13 protein-coding genes are annotated in these 11,367 nt (G+C 63.3%); 2 read left to right on the top strand and 11 right to left on the bottom strand.

What is annotated here, in order from left to right; translation table 11 throughout:
• Positions 1–87: 87 nt before the first annotated feature.
• Both FHP08_RS18525 and FHP08_RS18065 read right to left on the bottom strand, forming a co-directional pair.
• Complete coding sequence (locus tag FHP08_RS18525; protein ID WP_187272361.1) at positions 88–225, bottom strand: hypothetical protein; 138 nt, start codon at positions 223–225, stop codon at positions 88–90.
• Positions 226–1,750: 1,525 nt separating this feature from the next.
• Positions 1,751–1,918: a hypothetical protein gene (locus tag FHP08_RS18065; RefSeq protein WP_225879196.1), complete on the bottom strand. Its 168-nt coding sequence runs from the start codon at positions 1,916–1,918 to the stop codon at positions 1,751–1,753.
• A gap of 468 nt (positions 1,919–2,386) precedes the next feature.
• Between FHP08_RS18065 and FHP08_RS18060 the strand changes: the two genes are divergently transcribed.
• Together FHP08_RS18060 and FHP08_RS18055 are read left to right on the top strand one after the other, a co-directional pair.
• Positions 2,387–2,719 carry a hypothetical protein gene (locus tag FHP08_RS18060; protein ID WP_147705907.1) on the top strand — a complete coding sequence of 111 codons (333 nt, stop codon included), beginning with the start codon at positions 2,387–2,389 and terminating at the stop codon, positions 2,717–2,719.
• Between the two features lie 138 nt (positions 2,720–2,857).
• Positions 2,858–3,469: a hypothetical protein gene (locus FHP08_RS18055; protein WP_147705906.1), complete on the top strand. Its 612-nt coding sequence runs from the start codon at positions 2,858–2,860 to the stop codon at positions 3,467–3,469.
• Between the two features lie 635 nt (positions 3,470–4,104).
• Here the strand turns inward: FHP08_RS18055 and FHP08_RS18050 are convergent.
• From FHP08_RS18050 to FHP08_RS18010, 9 genes are all read right to left on the bottom strand, one after another.
• Positions 4,105–4,827 carry a hypothetical protein gene (locus FHP08_RS18050; protein ID WP_147705905.1) on the bottom strand — a complete coding sequence of 241 codons (723 nt, stop codon included), beginning with the start codon at positions 4,825–4,827 and terminating at the stop codon, positions 4,105–4,107.
• Between the two features lie 203 nt (positions 4,828–5,030).
• Positions 5,031–5,507 carry a hypothetical protein gene (locus FHP08_RS18045; RefSeq protein ID WP_147705904.1) on the bottom strand — a complete coding sequence of 159 codons (477 nt, stop codon included), beginning with the start codon at positions 5,505–5,507 and terminating at the stop codon, positions 5,031–5,033.
• Positions 5,508–6,078: 571 nt separating this feature from the next.
• Entirely contained in the window at positions 6,079–6,324 is a 246-nt protein-coding gene (locus tag FHP08_RS18040) for a hypothetical protein (protein ID WP_147705903.1), read from the bottom strand.
• Positions 6,325–6,350: 26 nt separating this feature from the next.
• Positions 6,351–7,133, bottom strand: a complete 783-nt coding sequence (locus FHP08_RS18035; protein ID WP_147705902.1) for a hypothetical protein — start codon at positions 7,131–7,133, stop codon at positions 6,351–6,353.
• A gap of 206 nt (positions 7,134–7,339) precedes the next feature.
• Positions 7,340–8,692: an AAA family ATPase gene (locus tag FHP08_RS18030; RefSeq protein WP_147705901.1), complete on the bottom strand. Its 1,353-nt coding sequence runs from the start codon at positions 8,690–8,692 to the stop codon at positions 7,340–7,342.
• A complete protein-coding gene (locus tag FHP08_RS18025; protein WP_147705900.1) occupies positions 8,692–8,952 on the bottom strand; it encodes a hypothetical protein in 261 nt (86 codons plus the stop codon). The genes FHP08_RS18030 and FHP08_RS18025 overlap by 1 nt, the downstream gene beginning before the upstream one ends.
• Positions 8,949–9,287, bottom strand: coding sequence for a helix-turn-helix transcriptional regulator (locus FHP08_RS18020; RefSeq protein WP_147705899.1), 339 nt, complete (start codon positions 9,285–9,287; stop codon positions 8,949–8,951). The genes FHP08_RS18025 and FHP08_RS18020 overlap by 4 nt, the downstream gene beginning before the upstream one ends.
• A 63-nt stretch (positions 9,288–9,350) precedes the next feature.
• Complete coding sequence (locus tag FHP08_RS18015; RefSeq protein WP_147705898.1) at positions 9,351–9,917, bottom strand: hypothetical protein; 567 nt, start codon at positions 9,915–9,917, stop codon at positions 9,351–9,353.
• A complete protein-coding gene (locus tag FHP08_RS18010; protein WP_147705897.1) occupies positions 9,914–11,194 on the bottom strand; it encodes a tyrosine-type recombinase/integrase in 1,281 nt (426 codons plus the stop codon). Before FHP08_RS18010 ends, FHP08_RS18015 begins: the two co-directional genes overlap by 4 nt.
• Positions 11,195–11,367: the final 173 nt, after the last annotated feature.

The raw sequence follows: 11,367 nt of genomic DNA, 5'->3' as shown, positions 1-11,367 counted from the left end.
CCGGCGCCGGCGGCGGCGATCCGGAAGTTCTACGGGATAAGTGTCCATGTGTCCGCATAAGAGTTACGCGGACACGAGGCTCCTATCTCAGGCGACTCGATTCAAGATGGGTTGCCCGGACGCATACTCGGAAACCAGCAGGAAGTTGGCCATGTTCAGCCCGACGCGAAGCACGCCATGGGGCGTCAGTTCGACTCGGGCAGCGGTCGTGTCGGTCTGCTGCAAGGGGCGCCTCCTGGCCAGGCTCTACCGGCGGTCGAGTGCCCTTCGACGCCGGTCGGATTCCGACCGAGCCGGTCGAATGAAAACGCCCGCATGTGCGGGCGCTTGCTTTGATCTGGCGGAGGGAGGGTCTGTCAATACCCGCGCCAGCATTGGGCTTCCCGCTTGGTCACCTCCAAACCCCTAGCCACTCCCCAAGAAATGGCGCCTCCGCGCTGCCCTCATCTGATAGGGGCCTTCGCTTGGCGGCTAGATGCGGACAGACTACCCGAGGAATGCGGGAGGCAGCTGGAGGAAGAGCTGGCCGAGTGGTTGCGTCGGCAAAGAGCCCGCTAGGTTGGCGAACAGGCACGGGGCACTCGGGCGCCCCGGTCGTTCATCTTCCAACCCGCGGCGAGCGACTCACGCGCGCCTGCGCGGCTCAGAATGCGAAGTGGGCGATTTCAACTTCGCTATTTCGGCTGCCGGCTCAGTCGCAATTGCTCGCAACTGTCGACACTGCGTCTTCGTAGTCACTGTATGCGTTCCTAACGCGCCGAAACTCAGTGCTGCAGTCGTCCTGAAAATCGCGAGCCTCGGCGCAGTTGCGAAGCCTTCGGGCGTAATCGGCAAGCTCGGAAGCTGCACTCTCAGCCTGCGAAGTCGCATCTCGACACTCCGCCGACGCGCCCCCGCTACTCCGGGAACTGATGCGGCCATGGATGATGATGACCTCTTGCTTTTCCTGCGGCGTGAGCCGGTCGAAAGTCTTCTTACCCGACATGAGGTCTTGATAGTTCCTAACTCCGCGCTGCAAGTCTTGAGCGGTTAGGACGGACGGCACTTGAGCCGCCGACAACGCGACGGCCGCGACAACGATTCGAATGAGGTTCATCGGTTCTGAGCATCGGGTGCGGAGTCATCGCCCGCGGATCCCCACGCAACCGTTAGGCGTGAGGTCTTTCGCAATAGTAGCCCCACCGGGTCGACTAGGTCTGGCGGAAGAGTGTCTGTCAATCCCCGCGCCAACATTGGGTCTTGAGGGCGCCCTCCTCCAAACCCCTAGCCATGCCCCAAGCAATCGGGCGTCCGCGCATCGCCTCCGAAAAAAACCGCCCATAGGCGGCGGAGGGCATGTCAAGAGGGGCTGGTCTAACCTCGCGCCTTGTCCCATGCGTGGGCCATGCCGAGCGGGTCATCTGCTCGCCCCCACGGCCCGCAAGCCAAACGTGCAACTCGACCTCTGGCAGTAGAACCGCGCCATCGACAGCCAGCCAGTCGCCGGGATTGGCGCCGAGCAGCCGGCCGCGATGCTCCATCGTGGCCCGTTGATCGTCCGGGATGCCGGCCAGCCGGCAGGCGGTCAGCCAGTCCATCAGGCGCGAGTCGGGGGCGCAAAACGGGCTCGGTTGCCGCTCAAACGGACTAGAAACGCCTCCAACGGTTCATCCTGCCCATGCGCGACCCATGTGGTTCACCGCACCCCGACCGGCGGCCATGCGACGATCTTTGACGAACCCCATACGGGTTAGCCGGCGACGAAGATCGCTCACGACTCAAGCTCCCGGCGCTCAAGGGTCGCCAACCGAGCCTCAATGTCGCCGCCCTCAATCAGCCGGCCGGGGATCGCGAGGAGGTTCGCCAGCCGCGACGCATCCGACGTTTCGATCTGCCCGGCCTTCGCGGCCCAGTAGAGGCGCGACAGGTCGACGCGCACGTCGTCTAGCGTCTTGAGCCGAAGGCGCAGACGGGGGCAAGAGTCTGTCAACTTCCGCGCCATCATTCATTTCTGCGGGCTACCATCCTCGCAATCCCCAAAGAAGTTGGCACGAAAGCTCAAAACGGGCCCGACGGGCGCAATGTGTCTCGGCCTGCCTCTTCGGTCCGCTGCTAATAGCTGCCCGCCTCACCGACTTTCACGGCCAGCGTGGTTGACCTCGCCGTTGGCTTGGGTCATAACCGCACCCAAGCATTGGGGTAAAGGCCCCTTGCCCTGTCTCAACCGCGCGGAAGGCCTGCATGGCAACTCCGCTCATGGATTTGCCTAGACATGCCAAAGCCTGCTCGTCAGTTCATTGCACTGAGCATCTGCGCTTGCGCGGCGTCGTGGCCTGCAATTGCGGAGACATCGCGAGACCTAGCACTGCGGTCACGAGTCGCGTGGTCTGCTTTTGAGTGCTCTGCGGTGGCATCGCAACTCGGCGACGCAGGAGAGGCCGAACGCCTGTTCCTACTAGGCTATCGCGAAGGGCTTGCTTTTATCGCCTCTGTTCAAGCGGGGAAAATTCCCCACGAAATCATGCGCACCGAGGTGCCATGGTTAATGAAGCTTCTCCTCCAAGGCCCAACACCCGATTTCATGTTGGGCCGAGTCTACGAAGCGGCCGTAGACTCGGCGCTTGAGGACGTTCTAAAAACGGGCGACCGACTGAACGACGAGGAATTGAAGAAGAGCATTGCCACGCGCAAATACCACAATTGGAACTGCAAGATCCTCGGGCGAAACAAAAGCCCGTAAATTTATGGCGCTATATAATAATAACCCAGAGCCTAGCCCACCGAAAGAACAAGTGCTTCAATCAAGAAATTGGCTCTTTACCCACTTCGGAAAATCGAACAGTCTGCCGTGTTCGGGACGACTACTCGTAGGCCATCAATGAATTTCATCCAAATTTACGGCAAAGAGATTTTCGCCTTGCTTGTCCCCGTTGTGGGGTGGCTACTTGGCACGTATTTCAGGACAAGGGCCAGACTTGAAGTGGCGCAACCACACCGTTTCACGTTTAACGTTCAACAACCACTCGTGGACCAAGACGGCAACGTCGTTAAGCCGACGCAAGTCGTCGACACGAAGTCAATGCTAATTCGCAACGCGGGCCGCGACACTGCTACGCGGGTAGAACTAGTTTTCAACTGGAAGCCCATGTGCATAAATATATGGCCCGCACGCCACGCGGTCGAGCATATCGAACCGGACAACCGGTATGTCTTGGTGTTCGAAAGCCTCGCCCCCGGGGAATTTCTTGGCTGCGAGATCCTAGCCGTCAATCAAAATCTCCCCGACCTAATTACCGTTAGAAGCGATCAATGCGTTGCAAAGACCATTGAAATGTATCCGCAGCCGATACTAAGTACCTTTACGAGAAGAATGTCGGTGGCATTCTTCACAATTGGTTTGGCGACCAGCGTTTACCTCGCAACGGTTCTTATCCAATTTCTCGTCCTTGGCACTCCTGTCGTACTACCTGAACTACCTGAAATTCGCTGACTGCTTACGAGCCAAACTTAGTCGCTCGTGCGGCGCTGCGGAACAAATTTCCCACGCGGCCGTCTCGACCTTCGAAGAGGTGACAAATCGCACCGTCGGCACCGCCTCGGCAACTGGCTCGGCAGCCCGCGCCGACTCCCCCGCAGCGAGTTGGACGAGTCGCGGGCCCGGATGCAATGCCCTCAGACGAACAAGGAAGGCCTCCAGCGGCTCGCCGAGGCCTGTTCGACTCACCCGGTTCGCCCGCCCTTCCAGCGCGGCCCTGCGGCGATCCTCCGCGATATCTAGGCGGGTCAGTCGGCGGCGTAGATCGCTCACGACAAGCTCCCGGCGTTCAAGGGTCGCGATCCGGGCCTCGATGTCACCCCCTCGATCAACCGGCCGAGAATCGCGAGCATGTTCGCCAGCCGCGACGCATCCGACGTTTCGTTCCACTCGGCCCTCGCGGCCCGGTAGAGCCTCGCCAGTTCGGCGCGCACGTCGTCGATCGTCGTGAGCCGAAGGCGCAGATGAGGGGGAGGCTCTGTCAATCACCGCGCGCGACAAGCATCTAGGAGACACGCGCGCGTGTCATAGGATCACCCCTAACGCCCCGTCTCTGGCCACCGAAGCTCGCGACCTCGAAAGAGTCGCGCCTATTTCGATGAATCGCCCCCGGGTGCTCGCGCCGCCGGCGCAGGCACCGGCTCACCAGCAGCAACTTTCTCCATTCCCATCTCACCGGGCGAAAGGCTGAGAAGCTCGATCAGCGATCGATCACCCGTGGACTCGAAGAACCCCGCTCGCATCTCCGCGGCCTTCTGTCGCAGATGCTTGTCGTCGGCTCTTACCGTATTAACTAAGATTGCACCCGAGAAAATCGCAAGACCCCACCATATCAACTCGCGCGCAGACTTCGCCAAGACATCCACTAAGGGGCCGCTCTCCCAATACTCGCGAGAGAGCGCGGGCGACGCATCTTTCAAGAGCATGATCGCGTTCATCTGTTCTCGACGTTCATGCGGCGTAAGTGATCGCACATATTCTGTCAGCGTGCGGTCTATGTTCTCGATTCGATGCGCAAAGCGATTTCGGAGTCCGGATAACTCCTTGACAAAGGCCCTCTCCTCGGCCGTCAAGAGATTGAGTGCGAACGCCAATTCACCGAGGCCATTCTGCCCCCCCAAATGCAGAGCGCCAACAAACTTCGCCAATTCCGGCCGACCAAGTTCCGCGAGCACCATATGACCCAACGCGCTCTCAACAAACACCTGCACTCGGACGAGAAATGACCAGTCATTCGGATCCTCTCTGAGATCGCTCAAAAATCCCTCGCGCACGCCCAATCGACCCTCAAGCTCCCCGAGGAGCTCGCGCACGGCGGCGGGCTCCCGCCCGTAGTACGCTCCAGTCACGACAACCCAAGAATTCGAGATGTAACGAGAATTTCAGACATCAAACGAGAGAACGCAGTTCGCATGTTTTCCTCCTCGCAACCGTGCGCAATATATCCAAAATATCTCCTTGTCGCGCGACCCGCTCGAAATCGCAAAAATGAGGGCCGCCTTTCTACTTTGAATCGTCACTCATCAATAAACAATGAGGCATGCAACGAAAATTCCAAGACAACGAATAACACACACATGAAAACCAGAAGGAGAACAGCCGCGCCAAACGCCAACCCAGCTTGATTAAATACTAAAAAACCCAAATAGGAGGTATGCGCAGCAAACACTGTTAAGAAGGTGTGCAGATTCAGCCGCTCCGGCTGAGCCATGAACCTTAAAGGAAGCAACGCAATTGAATAGGCCCAAAGCAATATCGGAATTTCGTTATCTATCGTCGAGTTGTTCCAGCTTACTCTGAATACGATTAGCACCCATCCCAGAGCAAAAAAATAGGCAACCGTCCAATAGAGGGCCGCCCACGCGACCGCCGCTTCGCGCTGGCCATTGTCTAATGAATGTACAATTTTCTTCTCCAGCAACATGAATGGCTTCACTAGCGCGTAGTACGCGACCGGCATCAATGCTGCCGCGACAAGGCCCCATGCGATCACTGACCACTCAGCTATTACTGCCAGCCAGAGAAACGAGACAATAAGACACGACCTGTTAAACCCATTGAGCAACAGGCTCGGCAACCCGAGAAGCCACACTGACTGCATAGAGTTGCTCCATTACGCGAAGACCCTTCGGAGTTGGATCTTACCGATGGACGCGGGGATGTACGACTCGCGTTTCTATCTGCACCACCAATGGGTTCGACACCGTGGGGAGTCCGCCCCTAAGCCCGCCTCGATCAACGCACGTCCTTTGCCCGCCCCAATGAGGTCTCCCTAAGGTGGGTCGCAATCGCCCACCGCTCCCATTCGGCCGAGTCGCTCGGTGCAGCGAAGGTGAGGAAGCGAACCCCCGGCACCGCCTTGGCAACGAGTTCGGCAGCCTCTGCTGGCTCCCCGGCAGCGAGTCGCACAAGACGCGGGCCGGGGCGCAAGGCTCTCAGCCGAACAAGGAAGGCCTCCAGCGGCTCGCCGGGGGCCTGATCGACCCACCGGTTTCGCCTGCCATCTAGCGTGGCCTGACGACGCCCCTGCTCGCGTTGTAGGCGCAAGATACGACTCCGAAGGTTCATTCCTCGTCCTCCAACCGCTCCACCCGCTTCTCGAGGTCGCCAACTTCGCGCATCCTCGACAGCGTTGAGAGCAGGAAAGCCAGCTTGCACGCATCGGCGAGCGGCAACTCGCCGCTTCGCGCCTCCCGATAGATTCGCTGCATCTCGGCGGCGCAATCGTCGATCGTTGCAAGCCTGATTCGACGCCCGCGAAATGGCAGGCTCGCCGGGCGGGGAGAGGCAGCGGGCAAGGCTTTGCTCACGACCCCCTCCCCCCTGTTTCGCTCGTTCACGTCGTCCGACGCAACGCCGCCGCGCGAGCCGCCGCGATGTCGTCGGGGCTGACGCCGAAGGCATGAGCGCCGCGCATTGCGTTGGCGTCGCCCGCAAGCACCGATGCCAACTCGCGCGGCGACAGTTCGGCCGAGCGACGGACGGCGGCCGCTGCGGCGAAGATCGACCGACGCAGCCAATCGAGCGCCTCTCGTGCCGCTCGGATCGAGCGAAGCTCTTGAATGTGCTCGGCCTCGCGCGCCTCGCGCCAACGAGTCACGACAACCTCGCGCAGCGCGTCCTGCGCCGGCATCGGGTCGCGCAACAGGGCAAGCATCAATTGCTCGTTGCCGGGCTTGGAGATTTCCTCCACGACTTGCAGGCGCGCCCGCGCCGTCAAGGATGCGAACCGGCTGCGAAGCTCGCCTTCGCGGATCGCCGTTACGGCGTCGGCCCGATCAATCGCCGGCACCGTGAAGATGGCATTCTCGCGGGCGGCTAGTTGTTCGTCCTCATGCTCGACTGACGCCGCTGCACGCGCCACGGCGCGAACCCCTTTGATTCGAACAGGCGCGAGGCGGTCAAGCTTGCCAGCCTCGGTCAAATGCGGATTGGCCCGCACCGCTTTGGTTTCGGCCTGCAACCGGGCGGCCTCGTCGAACACTCCCCGCGCCACGGCCAGCACGTCGAGCGATCCGACCCGCTCGACATTGGGCTTGGCCGGCAAGTGAAAGGTGCCACCGTCCGCCAGCGCAAAGACCACGCCCCGCCCGGTTTCCGTCATCTCGAAGTTTTCCATGTTCATTTCCTCAGTTCTAAAGACAGGTCATCCGCCGGCTGCCGCGCGGTTGCACGGCCTCCGACACCTACCGCTCTCAGCCCCCAATCCAACCCTCACCGCTCCCCGGAAACCTTTCCCCGAACTTCCCCGCCCCTTATAGGGGCGGCGGGGAATTTCGGGCCCGGACTTCCCCGTTTCCGGGGATTTCGGGGAATTTCGGGGATTCAAGTTGCCCATAGCCACCCATCGCGCAGCGTCAGCGCGCCGCGATTCACAAGCCCGGTTATCGCCTCGCGAGCGCGTTCGGTCTGACGATCCGGCGAGCATGTAAGCCGGCCCCGGCAACGTTCGATTGCCGCCTCGATCCGGATGCACGGCCGACCCGGTGGCGCGCCTGCCTGCCCGAATTCGGATGCGTTGCGAAGCACTTCGCCGAGCGCATCCCAAACGATGCGTTGATTGCCGCCCTGCGGCACCTTCACGCGGCGCACCGCTTCGGACGGCGACTGCTCGGGCTCGACGACGCACGACGTGATCGGCTCGCCATCGCTGCCAAGCTCGACCACGGAAAGGCGGAAGGGATGGGTCGCCCCGTCGGGCCCGTCCTTCGACTTCGCGACGCGCCACTCGCGCCGCTCGCCGTCGCGCGACACCTCGATCACAGCGTCGAGAGCGGCCATCAGGGATGAGTGCCCGCGCAGCCCGCGCGTCGTGTCCTTGCCGGCGTGATGCACCAGCAACACAAGCCCACCGAGCGCCGATTGCAGCGCCTTCGCGCCCGCGATGATTCGCCCCATGTCGCGCGAGTCGTTCTCGTCGGCGCCGGGCGCGGCACGGTTCAGAGTGTCGATTGCGACGATGCCCTCCGCGCACCCGGCGGCCCGAACCGCTTGGGCAAGCTCGGCCACGTCGCCGCCTTCGAGCAACGCGAACGGCTCCAAGATGAACCGGAGCCCGGACGGTGCCTGCCCGTGCCGCTCGCTGTAAGCCTTCAATCGCTGCGCGATGCCTGCCTCGCCTTCGAGGGCGACGTACACCACGGGGCAGGACTCGACCCGGTGCCCGAACCACTCGCGGCCGTCCGAGACTGCGGCGAGCAAGTCGAGCGCGAGAAACGTCTTTCCGCTGCCCGCTGGCCCATAGATTGCGGCCATGCCCTCGGCTGGCAGCACGCCGCGCACCCGATCGCGAGCCCGAGGCAGCGTCGCGAGATCGGCCGCCGTCAGCACCCGAAACGGCGCGCGCCCGTCTGCCGGGGTATCGCCTTCGGGCACGGCGAGGCGCCGCAGCAGTACCGCGCGCGCATCGCGATCGAGTTGGGCAATCAGTCCGTCGAACATCGCGCGGTCATGCTTCCGCAGCAGACGCCATGAGGTCAGCGCCCGAAAGACGCGCGCCGGTTCGTCGGCCCGATCGCGGATCGCGTCAGATACCAGCATTGCGGCCGCCTCGATCTGATCGGCAAGACTCCAATCGTCGCGCGCCGAAGCGGGCGGCGGTTCGTCCGCCACCAAACCCGGAATCCACGACGCGCCCGGCACCAAGAGCGCATCGCGTTCGTGGTCGAGCAACCGCATCACCGCTTTCCGGCCTCGGCCTCGGCGACTTCGATTCGCTTTTGGAGCCGCCTCGCAATTGCGCGAAAGCGCGGATCGACAGCGATCGGCCCCGACGCTTCCACCGCGCCGGCAGCGGCTGCGGCCATCAGGTTGCAGAGATCATCCGGGCCAGCGACGCCAGTAGCGATCCGGCGCAACAGACGCTCGGCGTCTTGCTCGCCAGCGACGACGGCATTGATCGCAGTCGGATCGAAGTGCCCGGTTAGAAGCGCACTCACGCCGACACCTCGGCGGGGGCTGGCGTGGGGATCGGCCGCACATCGTCCTCGCAGCCCATGTCCTGCGCGGGGAACGGCAGACGGCCCTTCCGCCGCGCTTGGCCTCGCGAACGGCCGGCGGCCAGTTGTACGGGCTCAGGCTGCGGCGCCGACTCGCTTGCCAACCTCTCGACGAAGGCCTCAATGTCGGCGGTGCGGTAGCGAATGCAGCGAGGCCCGAGCATGACCGGCGTGGGGAAGTCGGCTCGCTCGGCGCGCAGTTGATAGAAGCGGGTTTCGCCGACGGACAGGAGGGCCGATGCGTCGGCGGCGGTGACCAAGATTGGCTTGTTCATGGCGGGGTGCCCTAGCTCGGAGTAGTTCGCTTCCGAGCATTTGGCTACACCCGCACCCCGTTTCTATTTTTGGGCGAAAAATTCCCTCCCGCGCAAGAGATCGGCCATGACGGCCGGCTCAAGACGAGTCACCGGCGGGGGCGGTTCGCCGAGCACGCGCCGCGCGAACTTGTAGGCGTCTTTGTGGATCTCCGGGTCGATCTCGTGAAGCGCGACGCCGAGAATCTGCACGAAGGTCGATTTCGGCGACAGCGCGAGCGCGCCGTGTCTACCCTTCCGACCCATCATGCCCGGCAGCGCCCGGCGGATCGCATGAACGAGCGCCCATCGCTCTCGCGTCATCGTCGGACGGCCACGCCCTCGGCTCGCGGTCGCGCGCTCGTCGAACGCGAGCGCCGCCGCCGCGAACCCGTCCGGGCGCCGCTGCGCCTCGGCCTCAAGCGTGCGCCGGCCACGATCGGGGAACTGATCGCCGATCAAGCGCCGGTACTCGGCCGCCGCCTTGTCGATCAACGCCACGACGGCCGGCAGATGCCAGTTGCCCGCGTCCTTGTCGCGCCTCAGCACGCGCAAGATTTCGGCGCGCGCGGCTTCCGACAGCGCCCACGGCGCCCCGGTCGCCGGGTTCATGCGCTCCCCCGCTTGAACTCGATCACCTCCGCCGTCGCCGGTTGCTCGCCCGCGCAGTAGCGCGCCCACGCATCAAGCAACGCCCGCCGCTCGGCCGCGAACTTAGCGCGGCTGTAGGCACGCCGCACGAGGTCGGCCTCCCGGTGCGCGAGGCAAGCCTCGATCACGTCGGGGCGCGCCGCGCCGGTTTCATTCGCCCATGTCGAGAACGAGGCGCGCGCCAAGCCGTGAACCGTCGTCTCGTCGGCTCGCCCCATGCGGCGAAGCAAGGTCAACATGCCCATATTCGACAACGGGCGCTCATGCGACTGCGGCGAACGAAAGACGTGCCTTTGCTCGGGGTGCCGGATCGCGCGCATAGCCCGAACAATCTCGACCGCGCGCTCGGAGAGAGGCACCTCGTGTTCTTCGCCGGCCTTCATTCGGCTCGCAGGCACGACCCACTTTGCCGCGTCGAGGTCGAACTCATCCCATGCCGCGCCGATCACCTCGCCGGTTCGCGCTGCGGTCAGGATGGCGAACTCCAACGCTCGCGCGGCGATCGCCTCGCGTCCGCGAAGGTCGGCCATGAAGGCCGGCACGGCTTGCCAATCGAGCGCGGCGAAGTGTCCTCGCTCGCGCCGCTTGCTCGCCTCGGTGAGCTTGCGCCGCAAGGCCCGCGCCGGGTTGCCAGCCGAAACCCCGCGAAACTCGGCATCGTCGAACACCACTTCGAGCCGCTGCCGGATGCGCGACGCGGTTTCGGGAACTTTGGCTTGAAGGCTAATCAGCCAGTCGAGCAACTCGGGGGCGCTCACGTCGGCGATTGGCTTATGCCAAATCGCGGGCGGGACGTGGTTTTCGAGGCTGGCAATCCATTGCGCCCCGTGTTTGGCCGTCTTAGTCGGCTCGATCACCCGCTCGTGGTACTCGCGTGCCACCCGCGCCAGCGTCGCCCGGTCGCGTTGCTTCTCGGCTTTGGCGGCCTCGTCGGCCGCCTTCGCCGCCTCGCGCTCGACGCGGCGGACTTCCAGCGGGTCGCCGCCCGCGTCGAGCACCTCGCGGGCCTTCCCGGCCGCCTTGCGTGCTCGGGTCAGGCTCGCGCCCGCCGCCGCCTGCGTGTCGCGCAGGCAAGGCCCGAGCCCCATCTCCCGTTGCCGACCGGATGGCGCCGTGTACCGGAACACCCATGAGGCGCCGGTCGGCTTGACGATGAGGTAGAGATTGCCGCCGTCGGCGTGCTTACCGATGCCAGCGGTAAAGACTGACCGAGCGGCCAGCTTGTGGATCGCAGCCATGAGGATTCCCCTTGTTCCAATCCCCTTCCCGTTCCCCAAAATTTCCGCGCATCAGGGCGAACTGACGCGGGACTATGGCGGACTAGGAAGGGATGCGTGGACTCGGGAAACCCATATCTATCAATGGCTTAGTGCAACTACTGCGAACTTTCCCGAGCTATGCCGGGAATCTA

This window comes from Zeimonas arvi, assembly GCF_008039575.1.
GTDB lineage: Bacteria > Pseudomonadota > Gammaproteobacteria > Burkholderiales > Burkholderiaceae_E > Zeimonas > Zeimonas arvi.
The sequence above is the reverse complement of the archived record's forward strand: the minus strand, read 5'-3'. Positions and strand labels throughout refer to the sequence as shown.